At 73.2% G+C, this 24,158-nt stretch carries 17 protein-coding genes and 1 pseudogene; 9 read left to right on the top strand and 9 right to left on the bottom strand.

Translation table 11 applies throughout. The features are described from left to right. The first annotated feature begins 1 nt into the window (after position 1). Positions 2–286: a hypothetical protein gene (locus ACFYWQ_RS03715; protein WP_389512433.1), complete on the top strand. Its 285-nt coding sequence runs from the start codon at positions 2–4 to the stop codon at positions 284–286. A 165-nt stretch (positions 287–451) separates the two neighbouring features. Here the strand turns inward: ACFYWQ_RS03715 and ACFYWQ_RS03710 are convergent, their stop codons facing one another. After that, complete coding sequence (locus ACFYWQ_RS03710; protein ID WP_389512432.1) at positions 452–1,027, bottom strand: TetR family transcriptional regulator; 576 nt, start codon at positions 1,025–1,027, stop codon at positions 452–454. A 229-nt stretch (positions 1,028–1,256) separates the two neighbouring features. Here ACFYWQ_RS03710 and ACFYWQ_RS03705 point away from each other — a divergent pair, with 229 nt between their 5' ends. Then, on the top strand, positions 1,257–2,726 hold the full coding sequence (locus tag ACFYWQ_RS03705) for an FAD-dependent monooxygenase (protein ID WP_389512430.1): 1,470 nt from the start codon (positions 1,257–1,259) through the stop codon (positions 2,724–2,726). Positions 2,727–2,874: 148 nt separating this feature from the next. On the opposite strand, the gene ACFYWQ_RS03700 is transcribed toward ACFYWQ_RS03705, so the two are convergent. Further along, positions 2,875–3,384: a MarR family winged helix-turn-helix transcriptional regulator gene (locus ACFYWQ_RS03700; RefSeq protein WP_389512428.1), complete on the bottom strand. Its 510-nt coding sequence runs from the start codon at positions 3,382–3,384 to the stop codon at positions 2,875–2,877. A 183-nt stretch (positions 3,385–3,567) separates the two neighbouring features. On the opposite strand from ACFYWQ_RS03700, the pseudogene ACFYWQ_RS03695 reads away from it, so the two are divergent. Together ACFYWQ_RS03695 and pepN (ACFYWQ_RS03690) are read left to right on the top strand one after the other, a co-directional pair. Then, a pseudogene (locus tag ACFYWQ_RS03695) lies at positions 3,568–4,443 on the top strand (EamA family transporter); the annotation flags it as partial. Between the two features lie 297 nt (positions 4,444–4,740). After that, positions 4,741–7,305, top strand: a complete 2,565-nt coding sequence (gene pepN, locus ACFYWQ_RS03690) for an aminopeptidase N (protein ID WP_389512427.1) — start codon at positions 4,741–4,743, stop codon at positions 7,303–7,305. Between the two features lie 133 nt (positions 7,306–7,438). On the opposite strand, the gene ACFYWQ_RS03685 is transcribed toward pepN (ACFYWQ_RS03690), so the two are convergent. After that, complete coding sequence (locus ACFYWQ_RS03685) at positions 7,439–8,455, bottom strand: aspartate-semialdehyde dehydrogenase (protein WP_389512426.1); 1,017 nt, start codon at positions 8,453–8,455, stop codon at positions 7,439–7,441. Between the two features lie 333 nt (positions 8,456–8,788). Here ACFYWQ_RS03685 and ACFYWQ_RS03680 point away from each other — a divergent pair, with 333 nt between their 5' ends. Continuing rightward, entirely contained in the window at positions 8,789–9,325 is a 537-nt protein-coding gene (locus ACFYWQ_RS03680; RefSeq protein ID WP_385067973.1) for an RNA polymerase sigma factor, read from the top strand. A gap of 1 nt (position 9,326) precedes the next feature. Further along, entirely contained in the window at positions 9,327–10,085 is a 759-nt protein-coding gene (locus ACFYWQ_RS03675; RefSeq protein WP_389512424.1) for a hypothetical protein, read from the top strand. A 64-nt stretch (positions 10,086–10,149) separates the two neighbouring features. On the opposite strand, the gene ACFYWQ_RS03670 is transcribed toward ACFYWQ_RS03675, so the two are convergent. Next, entirely contained in the window at positions 10,150–13,458 is a 3,309-nt protein-coding gene (locus tag ACFYWQ_RS03670) for a S8 family serine peptidase (RefSeq protein WP_389512423.1), read from the bottom strand. Positions 13,459–13,806: 348 nt separating this feature from the next. Here ACFYWQ_RS03670 and ACFYWQ_RS03665 point away from each other — a divergent pair, with 348 nt between their 5' ends. Then, positions 13,807–14,268, top strand: a complete 462-nt coding sequence (locus tag ACFYWQ_RS03665; protein WP_389512421.1) for an NUDIX hydrolase — start codon at positions 13,807–13,809, stop codon at positions 14,266–14,268. Positions 14,269–14,422: 154 nt separating this feature from the next. Here the strand turns inward: ACFYWQ_RS03665 and ACFYWQ_RS03660 are convergent, their stop codons facing one another. Both ACFYWQ_RS03660 and pepN (ACFYWQ_RS03655) read right to left on the bottom strand, forming a co-directional pair. Next, positions 14,423–15,487, bottom strand: coding sequence for a hypothetical protein (locus ACFYWQ_RS03660; protein ID WP_389512420.1), 1,065 nt, complete (start codon positions 15,485–15,487; stop codon positions 14,423–14,425). A gap of 459 nt (positions 15,488–15,946) precedes the next feature. After that, positions 15,947–18,526: an aminopeptidase N gene (gene pepN / locus ACFYWQ_RS03655; protein WP_389512418.1), complete on the bottom strand. Its 2,580-nt coding sequence runs from the start codon at positions 18,524–18,526 to the stop codon at positions 15,947–15,949. Positions 18,527–18,664: 138 nt separating this feature from the next. Here pepN (ACFYWQ_RS03655) and ACFYWQ_RS03650 point away from each other — a divergent pair, with 138 nt between their 5' ends. After that, positions 18,665–19,309, top strand: a complete 645-nt coding sequence (locus ACFYWQ_RS03650) for a DsbA family protein (RefSeq protein WP_389512416.1) — start codon at positions 18,665–18,667, stop codon at positions 19,307–19,309. A gap of 255 nt (positions 19,310–19,564) precedes the next feature. Next, positions 19,565–20,176 (top strand): histidine phosphatase family protein, encoded by a 612-nt coding sequence (locus tag ACFYWQ_RS03645; RefSeq protein WP_389512873.1) that lies wholly within the window; start codon positions 19,565–19,567, stop codon positions 20,174–20,176. A 139-nt stretch (positions 20,177–20,315) separates the two neighbouring features. Here ACFYWQ_RS03645 and ACFYWQ_RS03640 read toward each other — a convergent pair whose 3' ends face one another. The 3 genes from ACFYWQ_RS03640 to ACFYWQ_RS03630 form a co-directional block, all read right to left on the bottom strand. Continuing rightward, complete coding sequence (locus ACFYWQ_RS03640; RefSeq protein ID WP_389512415.1) at positions 20,316–21,692, bottom strand: amino acid permease; 1,377 nt, start codon at positions 21,690–21,692, stop codon at positions 20,316–20,318. Between the two features lie 113 nt (positions 21,693–21,805). Next, on the bottom strand, positions 21,806–22,696 hold the full coding sequence (locus tag ACFYWQ_RS03635; RefSeq protein WP_389512413.1) for a TauD/TfdA dioxygenase family protein: 891 nt from the start codon (positions 22,694–22,696) through the stop codon (positions 21,806–21,808). Positions 22,697–22,708: 12 nt separating this feature from the next. Continuing rightward, positions 22,709–24,061 carry an LLM class flavin-dependent oxidoreductase gene (locus ACFYWQ_RS03630; protein ID WP_389512411.1) on the bottom strand — a complete coding sequence of 451 codons (1,353 nt, stop codon included), beginning with the start codon at positions 24,059–24,061 and terminating at the stop codon, positions 22,709–22,711. Between the last annotated feature and the right edge of the window lie 97 nt (positions 24,062–24,158).

Below are 24,158 nucleotides of genomic sequence, written 5' to 3'. Positions count from 1 at the left end.
CGTGGACAATAAGAACGCCCTGCGCGCCGGCGCCCTGGCCGCCGGTACGACGCTGATGATGCTGCTCATGTCGTCCCCCGCGCTCGCGCTGACCCGCGACGACGGCGACGACCCCGGCACGGGCCTGAGCGTCATCGAGACGCTGGGCCTCTACGTGGTGGCCCCGCTGGTGCTGTTCGCGGTCATCGCCGGTCTGGTGTGGGTCCTCGACAAGTCGAAGGACCGGCAGGACCCGACCAGCTCCAACATCACCGTCAAGGGCGGGAAGGCCAAGGCCGAGGCCTGACCGGCCCGGACCCGCCGCAGGCCCCACCGCGGGGCCTGCCGCAGGTCCCGCCGCACATTTCACGCCGAGGGCGCCGCTCCCTCGCCGTACGCGCGTTCCGCCGTACGGCGACGGGGGCGGCGCCCTCGTGCGTCGCGCCGGTGGGCCAGGGCGGGCCAGGGCGGGTCAGGCCGGGTGCGGGGCGGTCAGGTACCGCTGGACGGTGGGCGCCAGCCAGGCCACCGCTTCCTCCCGGGCCAGCGCCACGGCCGGCGGGAAGCGCAGGACGTAGCGGGTGAGCGCGAGCCCGAGGAGCTGGCTGGCGCAGAGCGCCGCCCGGGCCGGCACCTGCTCGGCGTCCGGGCACACCGCGGCCGCCACCGGCAGGATCTGGTCGCGGAAGATGCCCTGCATCCGCTCGGCGCCCGCCTGGTTGGTCACGCCGACCCGGAGCAGGGCGGTGAGGACCTCGTTCTCCTCCCACATGCGCAGGAAGTGGGTCACCAGGGCGTGGCCGACCGTGTGGTGGGGGAGGGCGGTCAGGTCGGGGAGCTCCAGGTCGACGGAGACGGCCGCCGCGAACAGGCCCTCCTTGCTGCCGTAGTAGCGCATCACCATCGACGGGTCGATCCGCGCGTCCCGGGCGATGGCGCGGATCGTGGCCCGCTCGTACCCGTCGGCGGCGAAGCGCTCGCGGGCCGCGTCGAGGATGGTGGCGCGGGTGGCGTCGGAACGGCGGGGGGCGGGAGGACTCACTGACATGCCAACGATCGTAGGCCAACAGGCGTAGGCCAACAACCGTGGGCGAACGTCCGTGGGTCAACGAACGTGGGCGAACGCTCGTGGGCCAACAAGCGTAGGCCAACAAGCGTTGACATCCCCTGTCGAGCCGTCCTACCCTTGCCAACAAGCGTTGACCAACACGTGTTGACCAGCGCGACGTATCGGCCAACACGTGTGGGCCGACAGGCGTAGGCATTGGGAGGCCACCATGACCGGCACCGCGCACCCGAACTCCGCCCCCCGCTCCGTGATCGTCGTCGGCGCCGGCCCCACCGGGCTGCTCCTCGCCGGGGACCTCGCCGCCGCCGGTGTCCCGGTGACCCTGCTCGAGCGGCGCCCGGACCGGATCAGCAACCTCTCCCGCGCCTTCGGTGTGCACGCCCGCACCCTGGAGCAGCTCGACGCCCGCGGTCTCGCCGACCCGCTGCTGGCCACCGGCGCGACCATCACCGGCCTGCGCCTCTTCCGCCGCCTCACCCTCGACCTGGGGACCCTGCCCTCCCGCTTCCCGTTCCTGCTGATCACTCCGCAGTACGAGGTGGAACGGCTGCTGGAGCGCAGGGCGCGCGAGGCCGGTGTGGAGTTCGCCCACGAGAGCGAGGTGGTGGGGCTGCGGCAGGACGGCGACGGCGTGGACCTCGACGTGCGCGGCCCGGACGGCGCGGTCGTCACCCGTCGCGCCGCCTACGTCGTCGGCACGGACGGCCACCGCAGCGCCGTACGCCAGGCGCTCGGGCTGCCCTTCCCCGGCGTCGCCGTCATCAAGTCGCTGTTCCTCGCCGACGTCCGGCTCGCCCGGGAGCCCGAGGAGGTGCTCACCGTCAACGGCGCGGGCGACTCCTTCGCCATGATCGCTTCCTTCGGTGACGGCTGGTACCGGGTGATGGGATGGAACCGCCGCAACGAGGTGTCCGACGACGTCCCGATCGACCTCGACGAGGTCAAGGAGGTCACCCGCCGCGCCCTCGGCAGCGACTACGGCATGCACGACGCCCGCTGGCTCTCCCGCTTCCACAGCGACGAGCGCCAGGCGCCGCGCTACCGGGTCGGGCGGGTCTTCCTGGCCGGCGACGCCGCGCACGTCCACTCGCCGGCCGGCGGCCAGGGCATGAACACCGGACTGCAGGACGCGGCGAACCTCGGCTGGAAGCTGGCCGCCGCCGTCCACGGCCGGGCCCCCGAGGGGCTGCTGGACACCTACGAGGCCGAACGCCACCCCGTCGGCAGGACCGTGCTGCGCAGCAGCGGCGCGCTGGTGCGGCTGGCGCGGGCGCAGGGCCCCCTGCTGCGCACCGCGCGCACCCTCGTCACGGCCTTCGCCAACGTCGCCCGCCCGCTCCGCAGCAAGGCGCTGGCCCAGATCTCCGGCATCGGCTACCGCTACCCCGCCCCCTCCGGCGCCCACCGCCTCACCGGCACCCGCGTCCCGGACGTCGCCCTCGCCGGCGGCGGCCGCCTCTACGAGGCCCTGCGCGGCGGCCGTTTCGTCCTCGTCGCCCCGAAGGACGCCGACGACGTCCGGGTGGACGCCGCCCCCGCGGACCGGCTGGACCGTGAGCACTGGGCGAGCGACCGGCGTACGGCGCTGCTGGTGCGGCCCGACGGGTACGTGGCCTGGGCCGCCGACACCGCCGACCGCCCGGAGATCGAGGCCGCGCTGACGGCGCACCTCGGCTGAGAAGCCCCCGCCCGGCCCGAGAAGCTCCCCGAGCCCCGCACGGACGGGGGAGAGCCCTCCGGGGCCGCGGCCCCCGGCGGCCACCCGCAGCCGTCGGCAGCCACCCGCGGCCACCCCCGCCACCGGCGTCACCCGCGGCCCCCGGTGGCTACCGGTGGTCGTCCGTGGTGAGCAGCAACTCCCGCAGCAGGCCGGCCAAATGGTCGGCCTGTTCGGCGTCCAGGGCGGCGGACAGCGCCTCCGTCTGGACGGCGAGCCCCGTGCCGACCGCCTCCTCGACGAGGTCCAGCCCCTGCCCGGTGAGCGTCACCTGAAGGCCCCGGCGGTCGTGCGGGTCGGGGGAGCGGCGCAGCAGCCCGGCCCGTTCCAGCTTGTCGAGACGGCCGGTCATCCCGCCGGTGGTGAGCATGAGCGTGGCCGACAGCTCACGCGGCGAGAGGGTGTACGGCGCGCCGGCGCGGCGCAGGGCGGCCAGGACGTCGAACTCGCCGCGCGAGATCCCGAGCGGGGCGTAGGCGCGCTCCACGCGGTCGCCGATCGCGCGCGCGAGCCGTTGGACGCGGCCGAAGACCTCCATGGCGGTGGTGTCGAGGTCGGGCCGCTCGACCGCCCACTGCGCGACGATCGCGTCGACGGCGTCCCTGCGCTGTGCACTCATGGGGCGAGTATCCGCCGGACTTCCGGCCGCCCGCAAGCAAGTGGCTTGACGGCAAGTTGCTTAGGGCTAAGCTAATGACTGCCAAGCGACATGACTACCAAAGCATCATGCCCGCCCAGCGACCTGATGCCCGTCCAGCGACCTCGCTGGCCGTCGATCCGCCTCGGAGAGGGGTGCCGGCCCATGAGACGGCCCGCGACCGTTCTGCTCACCGCCCTCGCCCCCCTCTCCTGGGGCACCACCTTCGCCGTCACCACCGAGTTCCTCCCGGCCGACCGCCCCCTCTTCACCGCGCTGGTCCGCGCGCTGCCGGCCGGCCTGCTGCTGCTCGCCCTCGCCCGGGTCCTGCCCCGCGGCGTCTGGTGGGCCAAGGCGGCGGTGCTCGGCGCCCTCAACATCGGCGCGTTCTTCCCGCTGCTCTTCCTCTCCGCCTACCGGCTGCCCGGCGGCACGGCGTCCGCCGTCGGCTCGCTCGCCCCGCTCTTCGTCGTCGGCCTCTCGGCCCCGCTGCTGGGGCAGCGTCCGACCCCCCGCGCCCTGCTGACCGGCGTCGCGGCCGCGGGCGGCGTGAGCCTGGTCGTGCTGAAGGCGGCCGGCGGGCTCGACACGGTCGGCGTACTGGCGGCGCTCGCCTCCACGGCCTGCATGTCGGCCGGCACCGTCCTGACGAAGAAGTGGGGCAGCCCGCAGGGAGCCGGCCCCCTCGCGCTCACCGCCTGGCAGCTCATCGCCGGCGGCCTGCTCATCGCGCCCGTCGCCCTTCTCGTCGAGGGCGCCCCACCCGCCCTGGACGCCCGGGCCGTCGACGGCTACCTCTACCTGGCCCTGGCCAACACCGCCGTCGCGTACTGGCTCTGGTTCCGCGGGATCGGCCGGCTGACCGCCCCGCAGGCCACCTTCCTCGGCCCGCTCTCCCCGCTCACCGCGGCGGCCGTCGGCTGGGCCGCGCTCGGACAGTCGCTGACGGCGGTGCAGATGGCCGGCATGGCACTGGCGTTCGGCGCCACGGTGGCGGGACAACTCTGGCGCGCCCCCCGGCCGAGCGCCGTCACCGGCCCGCGGCCGCACGGCGCACAGCCCGCCGGAGAAGGCCCCGGCACCACGACGCGCACGGAACGCGTGTCCGCCCGTGTGCCCGCCGGAGTGCCCGCCCGCGTGTCCGCCGGAGTGTCCGCCCGCGTGTCCGCGCACGCGTCCGCCGGAGTGTCCGCCCGCGCGTCCGCCGGAGTCTCCGCCGGCGGCCGGGGCGACGGCGCGGGCGATCGGACGGGCCTCACCACGGGGGCGCGTTCGTCGCCCGACGCGGCGGTCGCGTGGAAGGATGGCGCAATCCACCCATGACGAGGAGATGACCGCGTGCCTGGCACAAACCTGACTCGCGAAGAGGCGCAGCAGCGGGCGAAGCTGCTCACCGTTGACTCGTACGAGGTCGATCTCGACCTCTCCGGCGCGCAGGAGGGCGGCACCTACCGGTCCGTGACCACGGTGCGCTTCGACGCCGCCGAGGGAGGCACGGCGTCCTTCATCGACCTGGTGGCGCCGGCCGTCCACGAGGTGACGCTCAACGGGGAGACCCTGGACCCCGCCGAGGTCTTCGCGGACTCGCGGATCGCCCTGCCCGCACTGCTCGAAGGCCGCAACATCCTGCGGGTCGTCGCCGACTGCGCCTACACCAACACCGGTGAGGGCCTGCACCGGTTCGTCGACCCGGTCGACGAGCAGGCCTACCTGTACACGCAGTTCGAGGTGCCGGACGCCCGCCGCGTCTTCGCCTCCTTCGAGCAGCCCGACCTCAAGGCGACCTTCCAGTTCACCGTGAAGGCGCCGAGCGGCTGGACCGTCATCTCCAACTCCCCGACGCCCGAGCCGAGGGACGACGTCTGGACCTTCGAGCCGACGCCGAGGATCTCGACGTACGTCACGGCGCTGATCGTCGGCCCGTACCACTCCGTCCACAGCGTGTACGATAAGGACGGGCAGAGCGTGCCGCTGGGCATCTACTGCCGGCCCTCGCTCGCCGAGTACCTCGACTCGGACGCGATCTTCGACGTCACCCGGCAGGGCTTCGACTGGTTCCAGGAGAAGTTCGACTACGCCTACCCGTTCGAGAAGTACGACCAGCTGTTCGTGCCGGAGTTCAACGCGGGCGCGATGGAGAACGCGGGCGCGGTCACCATCCGCGACCAGTACGTGTTCCGGTCGAAGGTGACCGACGCCGCGTACGAGCTGCGCGCGGAGACCATCCTGCACGAGCTGGCCCACATGTGGTTCGGCGACCTGGTCACCATGGAGTGGTGGAACGACCTGTGGCTGAACGAGTCGTTCGCCACCTACACCTCCATCGCCTGCCAGGCCTACGCGCCCGGCAGCCGCTGGCCGCACTCCTGGACGACGTTCGCCAACTCCATGAAGACGTGGGCCTACCGGCAGGACCAGCTGCCCTCCACCCACCCGATCATGGCCGAGATCAACGACCTCGACGACGTCCTGGTCAACTTCGACGGCATCACCTACGCCAAGGGCGCGAGCGTCCTGAAGCAGCTCGTCGCCTACGTCGGCATGGACGAGTTCTTCCGGGGCGTGCAGGCCTATTTCAAGGCGCACGCGTTCGGGAACACCCGCCTCTCCGACCTCCTCGGCGCCCTGGAGGAGACCTCCGGCCGCGACCTGAAGGCCTGGTCGAAGGCGTGGCTGGAGACGGCCGGCATCAACATCCTGCGCCCGGAGATCGAGACCGACGCCGACGGCGTCATCACCTCCTTCGCCGTCCGCCAGGAGGCCCCGCCGCTCCCGGCCGGCGCCAAGGGCGAGCCGACCCTGCGCCCGCACCGCATCGCCGTCGGCTTCTACGACCTCGACGACAGCGGCAGGCTGGTGCGCGGGCAGCGTGTCGAGCTGGACGTGGACGGCGAGCTGACCGCCGTACCGCAGCTGACCGGTGAGCGCCGCCCGGCCGTCGTCCTGCTCAACGACGACGACCTGTCGTACGCCAAGGTCCGCCTCGACGAGCAGTCGCTCGCCTTCGTCACCGAGCACCTCGGAGACTTCGAGGCGTCCCTGCCGCGCGCCCTGTGCTGGGCGTCGGCCTGGGACATGACCCGCGACGCCGAACTGCCCACCCGCGACTACCTGTCCCTGGTGCTGTCCGGCATCGGCAAGGAGTCCGACATCGGCGTGGTGCAGTCCCTGCACCGGCAGGTCAAGCTCGCCCTCGACCTGTACGCCGACCCGGCCGCCCGGGAGGCACTGCTGACCCGCTGGACCGACGCCACGCTGGCCCACCTGCGCTCCGCCGAGGCCGGCGGCGACCACCAGCTGGCGTGGGCGCGGGCGTTCGCCGCCACCGCCCGCACCCCCGAGCAGCTCGACCTCCTCGAGGCCCTGCTGGAAGGCACGCAGACGATCGAGGGACTCGTCGTCGACACCGAGCTGCGCTGGGCGTTCGTGCAGCGGCTCGCGGCGGTCGGCCGGTTCGACGAGACGGAGATCGCCGGCGAGTACGAGCGCGACAAGACGGCCGCCGGTGAGCGCCACGCGGCCACCGCCCGCGCCGCCCGCCCGACGCCGGAGGCCAAGGCGGAGGCATGGGCGCAGGTCGTCGAGTCCGACAAGCTGCCCAACGCCGTCCAGGAGGCCGTCATCGGCGGCTTCGTCCAGACCGACCAGCGTGAGCTGCTCGCGCCGTACACGGACAAGTACTTCGACGTCGTCAAGGACATCTGGGACTCCCGCTCGCACGAGATCGCCCAGCAGATCGTCGTCGGCCTCTACCCGGCGATCCAGGTCTCCGAGGAGACCCTGCGCAAGACGGAGGCCTGGCTGACCTCCGCCGAGCCGAGCCCGGCCCTGCGCCGCCTGGTCTCCGAGGCCCGCGCGGGCGTGGAACGCGCCCTGAAGGCCCAGGCGGCCGACGCGCGGTAGCCGTCCGCACGACGGCCCGGCCGTGGCGCTCGTCCACGGCCGGGCCGTCGCGCAGGGAGGCGATGCTCCCTGCGGGGCCGGTGCTACCCGCCGGGTCGGTGCTCCCCGCGGGGTCCGACGGAAGGGGCGGCGGTCAGCCCTGGAGCTCCGCCGCCACCAGCTCCGCGATCTGCACCGCGTTCAGGGCCGCGCCCTTGCGGAGGTTGTCGTTGGAGATGAACAGGGCGAGGCCGTTCTCCACCGTCTCGTCCCGGCGGATGCGGCCCACGTACGACGGGTCCTGGCCGGCCGCCTGGAGCGGCGTCGGGATGTCGGTGAGGACGACGCCCTCGGCGTCCGCCAGCAGCTCCGTCGCGCGCTCGGCGCTGATCGGGCGGGCGAAACGGGCGTTGACCTGGAGGGAGTGGCCGGAGAAGACCGGGACGCGCACACAGGTGCCGGAGACCTTCAGCCCGGGGATCTCCAGGATCTTGCGGGACTCGTTGCGGAGCTTCTGCTCCTCGTCCGTCTCGTTCAGGCCGTCGTCGACGACCGAGCCGGCGAGCGGGACGACGTTGAAGGCGATGGGCCGCTGGTACACGCCCGGCTCGGGGAAGGCGACGGCCCCGCCGTCGTGGGTCAGCTTGTCGGCGTCGGCGACGACCTTCTGCGCCTGGCCGTGCAGCTCGGCGACGCCCGCGAGGCCGGAACCGGACACCGCCTGGTACGTCGCGACGACGAGGGCTTCGAGGCCCGCCTCGGCGTGCAGCGGCTTGAGCACCGGCATCGCGGCCATCGTGGTGCAGTTCGGGTTGGCGATGATGCCCTTGGGGCGGTCGGCGATCGCGTGCGGGTTCACCTCGGACACCACCAGCGGGACCTCGGGGTCCTTGCGCCAGGCGGAGGAGTTGTCGATCACCACGGCGCCCTGCGAGGCGACCTTTTCGGCCAGGGCCTTCGAGGTCGCGCCGCCCGCCGAGAACAGCACGATGTCCAGACCGGTGTAGTCGGCGGTCGAGGCGTCCTCCACCGTCACACCGTCCAGGACGGTGCCCGCGGAGCGGGCCGAGGCGAACAGGCGCAGTTCCGTGACGGGGAAGTTCCGCTCCGTGAGGATCCTGCGCATGACCGTGCCGACCTGACCGGTGGCTCCGACGATTCCGACCCTCACGACGACTCCCTGTCTTTCACGCTCTTCGCGGCTGCCTTGTTCGACCGAGGCTTTTCCATCATGCGGCCGACCCGGGCCCACCTGTCCAATTCTTTGCGGTCGACGCCCGAGGAATGGGACACACCGGTGCGGCCACCGGGTGCGGAACTACCGCCCGCACCCCCGCTGAACTGGAGAAATTCGCCCGCGGACGGTCCCGCGCCGCAAGCTCGCCTGCCCACCCGCCCCCGGCGCACACGGCGGTGTGACGTACGCCTCTGCGTGCTTCCCCGCGCTCACGGCGAACGTTTCGGCGCGCCGCGGCGTCGTAGGGGAAACGCGGGGAGGGGAGGGGTGTCCGTGCTGCGCAGAAGGGCGGCCCGCCGCGCCCGGGGGGACGCGTACGGCGATCCCCTGGACGCGGCGCAGGAACGCCGGGTGCGGGCGGTGCTCGCGCTGGGCGGGGTACCGCAGGCGGACCTGCCGGACGGGGTGCAGCAGGTCCGCCTGCGATTGCTGGAGCGCGCGGCGAAGGGGCAGGAGGCGCCCCGGGACGTCTCCGCGTGGGCGGCGGTCGTCGCCTCGAACCTCGCCATGGACTGGCACCGGGCCAAACGCCGGCAGGAACGCCTCGGGGAGCGGCTGGCCTCGCTGCGCCAGCACGAGCACCCCTCCGGCGAGGACACCAGCGTGCTCTCCCTCGCCGTCGCCCGGGGCCTGGACGAGCTGCCCGACGCCCAGCGCCAGGTCGTCGTCCTGCGGTTCTACGCCGACCTGCCGGTGCGCTCCATCGCCCGGGAGCTGGGCGTCCCGGAGGGCACGGTCAAGAGCCGCCTGCACACGGCGGTCCGGGCCCTGCGCGCCCACCTGCACGAGGACGAGGTGGTGTGACATGCCCACGGGACACGCACCCGGAAACGGGACGCGCGACGGCGACGCCCCGGACCCGCTGATGGCCGCCATCCTGGACGTCCCCCTGCCCGAGGAGGCCCGCGCCGACCCCGCCCTCCTGGCCGCGCACCGCGCGGCGACGGCCGACGTGGCGCTGCTGCGCGCCCATCTGGGCCTCGTCGCGGACGCCCTGACCCGGCCGGACCCGGCACCTGCCCCGGCACCGGCTCCCGTACGGCCGCCCCGGCGCCGCTTCCTCACGCTCGCCCTGCGGACGGCAGCGGTGGCCGCCGCCGGCGCGCTGGTCGTGGGGAGCGGGTGGCTGGTCGTCCAGGTGGGCCGGGGGGCCGAGGACATCGGCGCGTCCAGCGGCGCGGACAAGTCCGTCGCCGACGGGGGCGCGGCCGCGTCCGGCGCCGCCGGCGACCTCTTCGGCGACCCCGGTTACCTCGCCTGCGCCCGGCTGGTGGTCGAGGGCGAGGTGACGCACGTCGACCGGGTGCCCGGCACCACCCGTGAGCGCGTCACCCTGCGGGTGACCCGTTCGTACAAGCCGGCGGCGGGCGGGCAGGACGAGGTCGGCTTCGTGACGGAGGAGGGCGCAAAGCCCCTGCTCACCGAGGGTGACCGCGTCCTGGTCGGCTTCGCGCGGGGGTCGGCGTCCCCGGACGCCTGGGCCGTCGGCGAGGACGGGATCGCCGCCGGGCGGTCGGCCCTGGCCCGCGCGCTGCCGGAGTCGGGCGGCACGGCCTGCGAGTGAACGAGAGAAACGAGGGGCGGGCGCCCGTCCGGACGCCCGCCCCCCTACTTCGTCTGCCGAGGTACTACGACGTGACCTTCTCGATGGCCACGTTGCCGAGGCCCACGACCGTGCCGCGCGCGTTGACCAGCTGGACCTGGCCGAAGAACGCCCGGCCCTCCGGCGCGGGGGCCAGCGCGGTGACGGTCGCGGAGACCGCCGTGGAGGCGCCCGTGGCCAGCTTCACCGGCGCCGAACCGTCGACGTCGACCGTGCCGAGCGAGGACGAGAAGAACACGTCCAGGTAGTCGTACGCGGTCGTCCCCGCCGGGACCGAGTAGCCCGCGACCTCGATGGTGTAGGTGCCGGCGGCGGGCGACGGGATGGAGACCGCCTCCTCCGAGTCGCCGTCGGCCTGCTGCGCGACCTGGTTGCCGTCGGCGTCGTACACCGTCAGGTCGAGGTCGGCGGAGGTGTCGGAGGCCCCGCCGATGGAGACGTCCAGCGAGGCGGCGCCCGCGGGCACCTCGACCGTGGTGGTCTGGTTCTCGTGGTCGGCGATGGTCGGACGGGCCGTCTTGGACGAGCCGAGCGGGCCGCCGGCCAGCGTGCCGTCGACGGCGGCGAAGTCGTTCGTCACCGTCCAGGAGACGGCGGCCGGGGTGCCGACCTTCGCCTCGGGCACGGTCACGGTCTCCGGGTCGAAGGCCGCGCCGTACACGGTGGCGTCCAGCGTGTAGGGGTTGTCGAGCAGCGGCGAGGTGCGGCGCGACTCGACCTCGATCTCCCAGACGCCGGGCTGCGGGTCGGTGTAGGAGCGGGCGTCCGGCCGGCAGCCGTTGCCGTCGAGGTAGTTGTTGTAGCAGTAGACGGTGGAGCTGTCCTCGACGGCGACACCGTAGGGGTGGATGGAGATGAAGCGGGTCTGGCTCTTGTCCTTCAGCCCGCCGATCGCGACCTCCAGCGACGTCGCGCCCTCGGGCACGGTCAGGAAGTAGCTCTGCGAGCTGTTGCGCTGCACGCTGTTCTTCGCGGTGAAGGTGTACGCCACCGGCGTCGAGACGACGACCGTGTTGAGCACCTGCTTGTCGATGCCCTCGGTCCGCGGGTCGTCGACCTCGAGGATCGCGCTCTTGATGCCCGCGGACTGGGGCGCGGCCTGGACCTTGACGGTCACCGGCTGGTTCAGCGGCAGCTTCACCTCGTCCGAGCCGAGGATCCTGAAGGTGCCGGCCGCGTTGTTCTCCAGGTGCAGCTCGTGGCGGATCGCCTTGTCGGCACCGGTCGTACGGGTGATCGTGACGTCGTACGTCTTCTTCTGGCCGGCCTTCAGGCCGCCCTCGCGGTCGTAGATGCCGGTGCCGTGGCCGGGGGTCTCCAGCGCGAAGTCGATCGCGGTGTCGACGGGGGCCTCGACCGTGTACTCGTGGGCGGTGGCCCCGTCCTCGACGGCCTTCCAGGCGTCCACGACGTTGATGGCGCCCGCGCCCTCCTCGTAGGCCTGGAGGCCCTTGATGTGGTCGGCGGTCGAGGTGAGCGCCGTGCGCAGGTCGGCGGGCGTCAGCTCGATGCCCTCGCGTTTCGCGGCGCTCAGCAGCAGCGCCGAGGCGCCCGCGGCCTGCGGGGAGGCCATCGAGGTGCCCTGGAGCATCGCGTAGCCGGCCGGCAGGGTGTAGCCGGCGTCGGCGACCGGGGCGCCCGGCAGCCAGGTCTGGATGGTGTTGATCGCGGCGCCGGGGGCGACGAGGGTCGGGGTGAAGCCGCCGTCCTCGCGCGGGCCGCGCGAGGAGAACGGCAGCAGCGCGTACTTCTTCTCCACCTGCGAGCCGTAGTTGGCGGCCCAGGTCTCCTTGGAGATCGCCGCGCCGACCGAGATGACCTTGTCGGCCAGGCCGGGGTCGCCGATGGTGTTGGCGCCGGGGCCCTCGTTGCCGGCGGAGATGACGAGCTGGACGCCGTAGGTGTCGATGAGGCGGGTGTACAGCTCGGCGCGCGCGTTGTTGCCGTCGTTGAGCGCCGGCAGACCGCCGATCGACATGTTGACGATGTCGACGCCGCGGTTGACGACGAGGTCGATCATGCCCTCGGTGAGGGCGACGTTGGTGCAGCCGGGGCCGAAGACGCAGGCGCGGGAGGAGACGATCTTCGCGCCGGGGGCGGCGCCGTTCATCTTCCCGCCGAACAGGCCGTTGGCGGCGGTGATGCCGGCGACGTGGGTGCCGTGCTCGCTGGCGATGAGGCCGATGTTGACGAAGTCGGCCGTCTTGCCGACCCAGGTCCCGCCGTAGGGGTCCATCGGGACGTCCTTGCGGTACTCCACGACGAACGGCTGCCGCTCGGCGACGTCGGTCGACGGGTCGTCGGTGCCGAAGTACCCGATCTGGAAGCCGTCCTTGTAGGGCTTCATGGCGGTGTCGTCGGTGAAGTCGCCGTTGTTGTTGACGTCGACGGTGACCGTGCCGGCCGCCGCGTCGTACAGCACGCCCCAGACGTCGGTGGTGTCGCCGTCGCGGTTGACGTCACCCTCGGCGTCGCCGCCCGCGGTGGCCGACTCGCGGAAGACGTTGACCGAGTAGCTGCCCGCCGGCGCGGTCCAGGTGCGGCCGGCGTAGGTGAAGGACGGGCCGGAGACGGAGGTGACCATCGGGCGCCAGCTGGCGTCGCCGTCGATGATCGGGTCGGTCGCGGTCACCCAGTCGACGATCTTGCGCTCGCCGGTGGTGGTCTTCTGCAACGCGGGGTGCGCGAGGTCCACGCCCGAGTCCAGGACGCCGATGGTGACGCCGCGGCCGTCCGCCTTCGGGTTCTCCTTCACGAAGTCGACGGCGCCCGTCTCGAAGGACGGGTTGTAGGGGTTCTCGGCGGGGGTCTTCGCGTTCGGCGCCGCGTAGGTCGTCGCGGTGGCGGTGGCCTTCGCGCCCTTCGCGGTGTCCGCGCTCGGCGTCGGGTCGTCGAGGACGATCTCCTGGCGCAGGTCGATGGCGTGGACGGAGGACAGCTTCGCGGCGGCGGCGATCGCCGCGTCCGCCCTGCCCGTCGGGACGGTGGCGCGGACGTAGCCGAGCTTGTCGTAGGAGCGGCCCACGGAACCGCCCTTGACCGCGTCCAGCTCCTCGGCGACCTGCTCGGTGCTGCCCGGGGCGGTCGCGACCATCAGCGTGACGTTCTTGTCGCCGGCCGCCTTGGCGTCGGCGAGGAGGTCGGCGTCGTCGGAGCCGAGCTTGTCGGCGGCGGACTTCACGGCGGGGTCGGCGGCGGCCGGGGTCCCGTCGGCGGAGAAGGCCGCCGGTATCGGGCCGGCCGCGGACAGCGCGGCCACCAGACCCGCGGCCACGGCTATGCGGGCCACTCGTCTCGCGCCCGGTCGGGGTTCGCGCTGGGGGGTGTGGGTCATCGGCATCCCTTGTTGGTAAAGGAACGAGCGTCGCGTGACCGGGCCGGTTTCCCGCCTGATCGCGCGTGTCCGGACGGTGATCCCGGACGACCGCACAGCTTTACGCAAGGAACAGGTGTTTGGGGACAGTTGACCGAATCGCAATGGATGTATGGGGAAAACCCGCGATGCCGATTGCGGGCATCGGCGGCCAACGCGACAAGTCGCTCCAGGCGCCGCGCATCCCGCACATAACCGTCAGGCTCCCCGCCCCCACCGCCGCCCCTCCGTCGGCCGCGCCCTCCCCTGCTCCGGTCCGCCCCCGGATACTCACCTGACGATCCGGACCCGACCGGTTAACGTCCCCCTGTGCGACACAAGTTGAGGGTGGCGGCCTACGCCGTGTGTGTCCGGGACGGCCGGATCCTGCTCGCCCGCTCACCCGCGCCGGACGGCACCCCGGAGTGGGTGCTGCCGGGCGGCGGCATGGAGCACGGCGAGGACCCCCACGACACCGTCGTGCGCGAGCTGGAGGAGGAGACCGGGTACCGGGTCGAGGTGACCGGACTGCTCGGTGTGGACTCCTCCCGTCACGTCTTCCGCCGCGCGGGCCTGCGCGGGCCCGAGGACCACCACGGGGTGCGGATCGTGTACGAGGGGCGGGTCGTCGGCGGTGAGCTGCGCCACGAGGTCGGCGGCTCCACCGACATGGCCGCCTGGCACGACCTGGACGCCGTCGCCGGGCTGACCCGGGTACGGCTGGTCGACGTGGCGCTGCGGCTGTGGCGGGAACGCCCGGTCACCGGGCGGGTGTCCGAGCCGGAGGCGTAGGGCGGCGGACCGCCCGGGTCGCGGGTTCCGGCCCGCACGAGGAACGGCTCGTACGAGGAACGGCTCGTACGAGGAGGGGCTCGTACGAGGAGGGGCCGTCCGGTCGCCGGACGGCCCCTCCTCTCCCCTCCTGATGCCGGTCCCCGGTGCGTCACTACCGGGGCAGCACCACGACGTGCGCGGCCGGATCGCGGTCCCCGGCCGCCATCAGGGCCGTACGCACCACCGTCGCCTGCTGTTCCATCGCGTCGCGGAGCTTCTTGGGCGTGATGTGCACGACCGTGATGCCGAGCCGCTCCAGGTGTTCGCGCTTGCGCGCGTACTCGGACCACAGGGCGTCGTCGTCCTGCCGATGGCCTTGCCGGGGTGCGCGCGTGTCCAGCTCCACCGCCACCGCCTGCTCCGGCCAGTAGGCGTCCAGACCCCCCAGGTGCGGGCCGCCCGGCAGCCGGAGGTCGACGTTCCACACCGGGTCCGGCAGACCGTACTCGCGGACCATCGTGTAGAGGCGGTGCTCCGCGATCGCCCGGCCCTCGGCGAGCAGCGAGTCCACCGCGTCCACCACGTGCGGGCGGCCCAGCAGCTTCGCCCGGTTCAACTCCGCGACGACCGCCGCCGGTTCGCAGTGGCCCCCGCGCACCGCCTCCGTCAGCAGCCGCCGGACCGCCACCGCGTCCGTCAGCCACGCCACCGCGTCGGCCAGCGCGCGCGGCACCGGCGCCACCGGAACGCCCGTCACCTGCTCGGCCGGGGGCAGCGCGGGGGTGCGGACGACGTGCGCCCAGCCCGCCGGGCGCAGCCGGCGCAGCCGGGGGACCAGGACGTCGATGCGCTCCAGGGAGAGCAGCGGGGGCGTGGTGGTGAAGCCGTGCAGCGTGAGCGCCGCGAGCCCCGTGATCACCGCCTCGGTGTACACCGGGCGGTGCGGTTCCCCCACGCCCGGCTGGACCGGCACCGCGGGCGCCGGCGCCTCGCGGGCCGCGTACAGCAGCGCCGCGTGCAGCCGCTCCTCGCTGGTCGGCGGGCCGGGGTGGAGCAGGAACACCCCCGGGAGGATCTGCTGCCAGGGGCCGCCGGGGCGGCACTGCTCGACGGTCTCGGCGGACGACACGCCGTGCGTGCGCAGTTGGGCCGCCGTCATGACGCGGCGCTGTACGTCCGACAGGTGGCACACGGGGCGGCGGGGGGTGGCCGGGGGGAGCGGGGTGTTGTGGTTCATGCCCCGGACATTCCCTCGTCCGATCCGCCCCTTAACCCCTGTTACACGTCTGTCGACAAAAGCGGACAAGCTCGCCCTAAAGGACGCGTGTTCGGATGCCGAGTAGGCACCGAAACCCCTGGTCCCGCCGGGTAGGGCCAAGGGTTACGGTTCGGATGGAATGAATTCCGTAACGGTCACGGTCCGCCGGAGTTCAGGCCAAAGGTCGGTCCGCCCGGGGCAGCCGGACCCCGAGGGCTGGGCCGGGGCAGCCGGACCCCGAGGGCTCGACCGGCCGGCCGGGGCCCCGAGGGCTTGACCGCGCGGCCGGGCAGCCGGGGCCCCGAGGGCTCGGCCGGGCAGCCGGGGCCTCGCCACCGACCCGCGCCGCGCCGGCTGCCTGCCCGCCCCGAGGGCTCGACCAGGCGGCCGGGCAGCCCGGTCCCGAGGGCTCCACCGTGCGGCCGGGCCCCGAGGGCCTCAGCCGGCGTCGGCCGCCGCGTCGCACGCCTGTCCGCGCAACGCCCGCGCCAGGTCGTCCCGTGCCTCCACGACCAGCCGCCGCAGCGCCGGAGGCGCCGACGCGTGCGCCGCGAGCCAGGCGTCCGTCGCCTCCAGCGTCGCGGGGGAGTCCTGGGCGGCCGGGAACAGTCCCCTGACCACGTGCATCGCGATCTGGATGGACCGCTGCTCCCAGATCCGCGCGATCACCTCGAAGTACTTCGGCGCGTACGGCGCGAGCAGCTCGCGCTGCGAGGGCCGCGCGAAGCCGGCGATCGTCGCCTCGACGAGCGCGTTGGACAGCGCGTCCGACTCCACGAGCTGCGCCCACGCCTGCGCCTTGACCGCCGCCGACGGGCGGGCGGCGAGACAGCGGACCTGGTGGCGCTTGCCCGAGGCAGTGTCGTCGCGGGCCAGTTCCGCGGCCAGTACGCCCTCGTCCGCCACCCCGTGCGCGGCCAGCGGCTCCAGGAACGCCCAGCGCAGCTCCTGGTCCACCTCCAGGCCGTCGATCTTCGCCGAGCCCTCCAGCAGCCCCTGGAGCAGGCCGAGGTCGGCCGGTCCGGACGCCACCGACGCGAAGAACCGCGCCCACGCCAGCTGGTGCTCGCTGCCCGGCCGGGCCGACCGCAGCTCCGTCAGCGCGCCCTCCGCCAGCAGCCGTTCACCGGCCGCCCGCCACGCGGGCGCCGCGTAGTGCACCAGCGCCGACTCCGCCCAGGCGTGCAGCATCTGGAGCACCCCGATGTCGGACTCGCGCCCCGCGAACCGCAGCACCAGGTCCACGAAGTCCCGGGCGGGCAGCAGCGCGTCCCGGGTCAGGTTCCACAGCGCCGACCAGCACAGGGCGCGCGCCAGCGGATCGGTGAAGTCCCCCAGGTGCTCCCGCAGGGTCTGGAGCGAGGTGTCGTCGAAGCGGACCTTGCAGTACGTCAGGTCCTCGTCGTTGACCAGGACCAGGTCCGGAGCCTCGGCGCCGGCCAGCTCCGTGACGACCGTCCGCGGCCCGTCGACGTCCGTCTCGGCGCGGGCGTACCGCACCAGCCGGCCGTCCGCCACGCGGTACAGCCCGATCGCCACCCGGTGCGGCCGCAGTTCGGGGTGGGACTCCGCCGCCTCCTGGAGCACCGCCAGCTCCGCGACCCGGCCCTCCGGGTCCAGCAGCACCTGCGGGGTCAGCGCGTTCACACCGGCCGTCTGGAGCCAGGACCGCGCCCACGCGCCCATGTCCCGGCCGCTGGTCTCCGCCAGCACCGACAGCAGGTCACCGAGGCGCGTGTTGCCGTAGGCGTGCCGCTTGAAGTAGCGGCGGGCGCCCTCCAGGAACGCGTCCTGCCCGGCGTACGCCACCAGCTGCTTCAGGACCGAGGCGCCCTTGGCGTAGGTGATGCCGTCGAAGTTGAGCTTGGCGTCCTGGAGGTCGCGGATGTCGGCGGTGACCGGATGGGTGGAGGGGAGCTGGTCGGCGCGGTACGCCCACGCCTTGCGGCGGTTGGCGAAGGTGATCCAGCCGTCGGTGAAGCGGGTCGCGCCGACCAGCGAGAAGGCCCCCATGAAGTCCGCGAAGGACTCCTTCAGCCACAGGTCGTCCCACCACTCCATGGTGACCAGGTCGCCGAACCACATGTGCGCCATCTCGTGCAGGATCGTGTTCGCCCGCCCCTCGTACGACGCCCGCGTCACCTTGCCCCGGAAGATGTACTCCTCCCGGAAGGTCACCAGCCCCGGGTTCTCCATCGCCCCCAGGTTGTACTCGGGCACGAACGCCTGGTCGTACTTGCCGAAGGGGTACGGGTAGTCGAAGCGGTCGTGGAAGAAGTCCAGGCCCTGCTTGGTGACGAGGAAGACGTCGTCGGCGTCGAAGTAGGGCGCGAGGCCCTTGCGGCACAGGGCGCCGAGGGGGATCTCCAGCCGCGTACCGTCCTCGAACACCCGCTCGTAGGAATCCGTCACGTAGTGGTAAGGCCCCGCCACCACGCACGTGATGTACGTCGAGATCGGCTTCGTCTCCGCGAACCGCCACACCCCGTCCGTCCGCTCGCCCGCGCCGTTGCTCCACACCACCCACTCCTCGGGCGCCCGCACCTCGAAGCGGTACGGGGCCTTGAGGTCGGGCTGCTCGAAGTTGGCGAAGACGCGGCGGGAGTCGGCCGGTTCGTACTGCGTGTAGAGGTAGACCTCGCCGTCCTCCGGGTCGACGAAGCGGTGCAGGCCCTCGCCGGTACGGGAGTAGGCGCACCGGGCGTCCACCACCAGTTCGTTCTCGGCGGCCAGGTCCTCCAGCAGGATCCGGGAGCCGTCGAAGACCTGGCCGGGGTCCAGGTCGCGGCCGTTGAGGGTGACCGCGGTCACGCTCGGGGCGATGAGGTCGGCGAAGCTCGACGCGCCCGGCTCGTTGCAGCGGAAGCGGATCGTGGTGACCGAGCGGAAGGTGCGCGGACCGTCCCCGGCCGCCTCGCCCACCGCCGACCGCACGTCGAGCGACACGTCGTACCCGTCGACGGACAGCAGGGCGGCCCGCTCCCGGGCCTCGTCGCGGGACAGGTTCTCACCGGGCACGGGCGGTACTCCCTCGGGGTCGGCCGGATGGCGCTGGACAGTACCGATCCTGCCATGCGCCCCTGACGCCGGGCACCGGGGAATGCGCCGCACGGCCGGAGGCGTTCACCGGGGAAACGGTTCGCCCCGAGGAGAGACATGTCGGAGAAGACCCCCGTCGACTTCTGGTTCGACCCCCTGTGCCCGTGGGCGTGGATGACGTCCCGCTGGGTGCTCGAAGTGGAGAAGGTCCGCGACATCGAGGTCCGCTGGCATGTCATGAGCCTCGCCGTCCTCAACGAGGACAAGCTCGACGAGCTGCCCGAGGAGTACCGGGAGATGCTCGCCACCAAGGCCTGGAAGCCGGTCCGCGTGGTGACCGCCGCCTGGCAGAAGCACGGCGACGACGTCCTCGGCCCCCTCTACACCGCGCTCGGCACCCGCTTCCACAACAACGGCGAGGGCCCGACCCTGGAGGCCATCGCCGGTGCCCTGGCCGACGCCGGACTGCCCGCCGACCTGATCGACTACGCCGACCAGGAGGACTTCGAGTTCGACGCCGAGCTGCGCGCCTCCCACAAGGAGGGCATCGAGAAGGTCGGCCAGGAGGTCGGCACGCCGGTCATCGCCGTGCCCGGCCCCGACGGCGAGCAGATCGCGTTCTTCGGCCCCGTCGTCACCCCCGCCCCCCAGGGCGAGGAGGCGGCCCGCCTCTGGGACGGCACCCTCGCGGTCGCCTCGGTCCCCGGCTTCTACGAGATCAAGCGCACCCGCACCAAGGGCCCGGACTTCAGCAACCTGTAGGCCCGCCCGGTTCCCCGGCATCGGGCGGGGCGGGTCCGCGCGGCACCTCCGGCGGACCCGCCCCGCCCCCTCGTGTCCGCGCTGTCCGGCCGGGGAAGCCTTCGTGACGGTGAGTCGGACCGGCCGGTACTTCCGTATCCGCCGGTGCGACGAACGATCGCCGACACCGGGGAGGGCACCGTGACGACCGTGGACACCGGCCGGGCCGCAGAGGCCGACGACACCGAGGACGAGCAGCCCGGAGCGACGCTCCGGCTGCGGACGGCCCTGCTCCTGGCCCGCCACGGGGAGACCGTGTGGCACGCCGAGAACCGGTACGCGGGGCTGACCGACGTGGCCCTCACCGAGCGGGGCCGGGCCCAGGCGGAGGCGCTCGGCCGCTGGGCCGCCGCCCACGCCGTGGACGCCGTCTGGACGTCCACCCTCTCCCGCGCCACCGCCACCGCCGAACCCGCCTGCCGCGCCCTGGGCCTGGCCGCCCGGCGCGAACCCGCCCTGCGCGAGTGCGACTTCGGGGTCGTCGAGGGCCGTACGCTCGCCGAGTTCGCCGTGACGGACCCGCGGCGCGCCGAGGCCTTCCTGGCGGACCCGGTCGGGCACCCGTTCCCCGAGGCCGAGGACCCGCGCACCGCCGCCGCCCGGGGTGCCGCGGCCCTGCGCCGGATCGCCGCCGCCCACGAGGGCGGACGCGTCCTGGTCGTCGCCCACAACACCCTCCTGCGGCTGGCGCTGTGCCGGCTGCTGTCGCTCCCCGTCGAGCACTACCGCCGCCTCTTCCCCCGCCTGCGCAACGCCGCCGTGAGCGAGATCCGCCTGGAGGGACCGACCGTGTCCCTCATGTCCCTGAACGTCCCCTGCGAGCCGTAGGACCGGCCGGCCGGCCCGGGAAGGCCCCGTGCGTCACGTCTGGTCCCAGGTCAGGGCAGGGCGGTCAGGGCAGGTCAGGGCAGGGAAAAGGCCCTCACGTGTCTCACGTGAGGGCCTCGGACGGGATGCGGGACGGGGGTCAGTCCCGGGCGAGCCGGCGCTGCCGGAGGTACCCGGCCACCGCCAGGATCGCCGTCATCGCGCCCGTGGAGTAGAGCTGCACCCGGGTGTCCGGCTCACGCGCCATCAGGACGAACACCGCCGCCATGCCGGCCAGCGCGACCCACGTCAGCACCGGGAACGCCCACATCCGCACCACCAGCTTCTCGGGGGCCTCGCGCTCCAGACGGCCGCGCAGCCGCAGCTGGGAGACGGCGATGAAGATCCAGACGACCAGGATGACCGCGCCGATCATGTTCAGCAGCCAGGTGAACACGTCGTCGGGCCGCCAGTAGCTCAGCAGCACGCAGACGAAGCCGAAGACGCAGGAGACGAGGACGGCGATCCGGGGGACCCCGGCGGAGACCCGGCCCAGCGCCGTGGGGCCCTGGCCGCGCCCCACCAGGGAGTAGGCGATGCGCGAGGCGCCGTAGATGTTGGCGTTCATCGCGGACAGCAGGGCGACCAGCACGACCACGTTCATCAGCTGGCCGGCGCCGGGGATGCCGAGCCGGTCGAGGGCGGCGACGTACGGGCCCTTCTCGACGACGTCCGGCGCGTCCCAGGGCACCAGGGTGACGATGACGGCCATCGAGCCGACGTAGAACAGCGCGATGCGCCACATCGCCGTACGGACCGCGCTCGCCACGCCCCGCACCGGGTTCTCCGACTCGGCCGCGGCGATGGTGACGGTCTCCAGGCCGCCGTAGGCGAAGACCGAGGCGAGCAGGCCGACGACCAGGCCCTCACCGCCGTGCGGGAGGAAGTCGGTGAGGTGCGAGGCGCCCGGGGAGTCCGTGCCCGGCAGCACCCCGGCGATCGCCAGCACGCCCAGCACCAGGAACAGGCTGATCGCCCCGACCTTCAGGGCCGCGAACCAGAACTCGAACTCGCCGAAGTTCTTCACGGCGGCCAGGTTCGTCCCGCAGAAGACGACCATGAACAGCGCCACCCACGCCCACTCGGGCGTCCCCGGCAGCCAGCCCGTGACGATCTTCGCCGCGCCGATGCCCTCCAGCCCGACGGCCGTGCACAGCAGCACCCAGAACGACCAGCCCGCGGTGAAGCCCGCCCAGGGGCCGATCGCCCGCTCGGCGTGCGCCGAGAAGGAGCCCGAGGACGGATACGCGGCCGACATCTCGCCCAGCATCCGCATCACCAGCATCACGAGGAGGCCGGAGAGGGCGTAGGCGAGGACGATCGACGGTCCGGCGGCGGCGATACCCGCGCCGGACCCGACGAAGAGGCCCGCGCCGATGACGCCGCCGAGGGCGATCATCGACAGATGGCGCTGCTTGAGGCCGTGGGAGAGGGAGACGTCCGCTTCTGGCGGAGTCCCCGTGGTGATGTGGGGCATGGGCGCGGCTCGTCCAATGCGTGAGAGGTCAAAAACCCCCACAGTCTGGGCGGCCCGTCCGCTCCAGGCAAATGGGCCGCCCAGTATCCGGACACGTCCGGAACGCCCCGTGGCTACTCCGCTACGGAGGTGTAGTGCGCCGCGTCCCCCTGCACCGACCAGCTCTCCTTGCCGTCGATGCCGACCGGGATGTCACCGGCGACGGTCACCCGGTGCAGCCGGCGCGGCTGCCGGTCGTAGTTGTCGACGGCGTAGTGCTGGGTGATGCGGTTGTCGAAGAGCACCAGCTGGTTCGGCGACCAGCGGTGCCGCAGGACGTTCTCCGGCCGGACGACGTACGACTGGAGCAGGTCCAGGATCGTGCGGGACTCGCCCACCGACAGGCCGACGATCCGCTGGGCGAACCCGCCGATGAACAGTCCGCGCTCGCCGGTCAGCGGGTGGACGCGGACCACGGGGTGGGCGGTGCGGTACTTGATCGACGTGAACTGGGCGCGCTGCGCGGTCCGCTCCTCGTCGATGTCCTCGGCCGGGACCGCGTAGTCGTAGTCGTTGGTGTGCTCCGCCCACAGCCCGTCGGCCAGCCGGCGCAGCGGCTCCGGCAGCTGCCGGTAGGCGGCCGCCGAGCTGGCGATCAGCGTCTCGCCGCCGTACGGCGGGAGCGTCAGGCTGCGCAGGGTGCTGGCCTGCGGCGGGTTGAGGACGAAGGTGACGTCGGTGTGCCAGTGGTTGGCGATGCCCTGCTCGCTGTCGACGGGCAGCACGTTGGGGGCGCCGTCCACGGCGGGCACGGTCGGGTGGGCGGTGGTGAGGTCGCCGAAGTGACGGGCGAAGGCCTGCTGGCCCTCGTCGTCGAGGTCGACGTCGTCGAAGACCAGGGCCTTGTGGACGTCGAGGGCCTCGCGCAGGGCGGCGACCGTCTCCCCGTCGAGCGGCCGGGCGAGGTCGACGCCGGACACCTGGGCGCCGATGTGCGCGGTGACCTTGCGGATGTCGAGGGACATGGGTGGGTCCTTTCAGACGAGGGCGGGGGCGGCCGCCCCGGTGCCGGTGGCGTACTGGTTGGCGGGGCGGGGGAGGCCGTAGCGCTCCCGGAGGGTCTGCCGGGGGCCGTAGTCCGTGCGGAACAGGCCGCGGGCGCGCAGGAGCGGGACGACGTGGTCGACGAAGGCGTCGAGGCCGGAGGGCAGCAGCGCGGGCATGATGTTGAAGCCGTCGGCGGCTTCCTGCGTGAACCAGGTCTCGATCGCGTCGGCGATCTGCTCGGGCGTCCCGGCGAAGGTGAGGTGCCCGCGCCCGCCGCCGAGCCGTCCGATCAGCTGCCGCACGGTGAGCCGCTCGCGCCGGGCCAGCTCCACCACGAGCGTGTAGCGGCTCTTGGCGCCCTCGACGGCGTCCTCGGGCGGCAGGCCGGCGGGGAGCCGCGCGTCCAGCTCCAGGGTGCCCGGCTCCAGTTGCAGCAGGCTCTCCAGCCGGGACACCCCGTGCGCGTACACGATGTGGTCCTCCAGCACCCGCTCGTTCGCCCGCGCCTCGGCCTCCGTGGAGCCGATCACCGGGACGATGCCGGGCAGGACCTTCATGTGCCCGGGGTCGCGGCCGGCCGCCGCCGTACGGGACTTCAGGTCGGCGTAGAACGCCTGGGCGTCCCCGAGGGTCTGCTGGGCGGTGAACACCGCCTCGGCGTACCGGGCCGCGAACGCCTTGCCGTTCTCCGACGAGCCGGCCTGCACCAGCAGCGGATGGCCCTGCGGGGTGCGCGGCACGTTGAGCGGACCCTCGACGCTGAAGAAACGGCCCCGGTGCCGGGGCGGGTGGATCTTCGCGTCGTCGGCCCAGAGCCCGGACGCCTTGTCGGCGACGACCGCGTCGTCCTCCCAGCTGTCCCAGAGTTTCAGCGTCACGTCGAGGAACTCGGCGGCGCGGGCGTAGCGTTCGGTGTGCGCCGGTTCCGCGTCGAGCCCGAAGTTGCGGGCGGCCTCGGCGCCCGCGGTGGTGACGACGTTCCAGCCGGCCCGGCCGCCGCTGATGATGTCCAGCGAGGCGAACGCGCGGGCCAGGTTGTAGGGGAGGTTGTAGGAGGTGGACGCGGTGGCGATCAGGCCGATGTGCTCGGTCGCGGTGGCCAGCGCGGTCAGCAGCGTGAGCGGCTCCAGCGCGCCGGCCGGGCGCTGCGCGACCGTGCCCCACAGCTGCGGGCTGTCGGCGAGGAAGAGCGAGTCGAAGGTGCCGCGTTCGGCGGCCCGGGCCAGCCGCACGTAGTGGGCGAGCTCCACGTGGGCGTACGGGTCGCTCTCGGGCAGCCGCCAGGACGCCTCGTGGTGGCCGGTGTTCATGAGGAACGCGTTGAGGTGGAGTTGCCGGGGCATGGGGGTCCTTCGGGTGGGACGGGGCCGGACGGCTGTGTCCAGCCCGTCCGGCGTTCGAGGACGAGGCCCGTTCAGGGCCGAAGCGGGGGGCCGGGGG

It is taken from the genome of Streptomyces sp. NPDC003247 (assembly GCF_042888135.1).
Classification (GTDB): Bacteria; Actinomycetota; Actinomycetes; order Streptomycetales; family Streptomycetaceae; genus Streptomyces.
This window is presented reverse-complemented; position numbering and strand designations above follow the sequence as displayed.

Bases quoted from the DNA above. Each gene is read 5' to 3' on its own strand.
- ACFYWQ_RS03710 (WP_389512432.1), bottom strand. From the start codon at position 1,027: ATGTCAGTGAGTCCTCCCGCCCCCCGCCGTTCCGACGCCACCCGCGCC.
- ACFYWQ_RS03705 (WP_389512430.1), top strand. From the start codon at position 1,257: ATGACCGGCACCGCGCACCCGAACTCCGCCCCCCGCTCCGTGATCGTC.
- ACFYWQ_RS03700 (WP_389512428.1), bottom strand. From the start codon at position 3,384: ATGAGTGCACAGCGCAGGGACGCCGTCGACGCGATCGTCGCGCAGTGG.
- ACFYWQ_RS03675 (WP_389512424.1), top strand. From the start codon at position 9,327: ATGCCCACGGGACACGCACCCGGAAACGGGACGCGCGACGGCGACGCC.
- ACFYWQ_RS03670 (WP_389512423.1), bottom strand. From the start codon at position 13,458: ATGACCCACACCCCCCAGCGCGAACCCCGACCGGGCGCGAGACGAGTG.
- ACFYWQ_RS03660 (WP_389512420.1), bottom strand. From the start codon at position 15,487: ATGAACCACAACACCCCGCTCCCCCCGGCCACCCCCCGCCGCCCCGTG.
- ACFYWQ_RS03650 (WP_389512416.1), top strand. From the start codon at position 18,665: ATGTCGGAGAAGACCCCCGTCGACTTCTGGTTCGACCCCCTGTGCCCG.
- ACFYWQ_RS03640 (WP_389512415.1), bottom strand. From the start codon at position 21,692: ATGCCCCACATCACCACGGGGACTCCGCCAGAAGCGGACGTCTCCCTC.
- ACFYWQ_RS03635 (WP_389512413.1), bottom strand. From the start codon at position 22,696: ATGTCCCTCGACATCCGCAAGGTCACCGCGCACATCGGCGCCCAGGTG.
- ACFYWQ_RS03630 (WP_389512411.1), bottom strand. From the start codon at position 24,061: ATGCCCCGGCAACTCCACCTCAACGCGTTCCTCATGAACACCGGCCAC.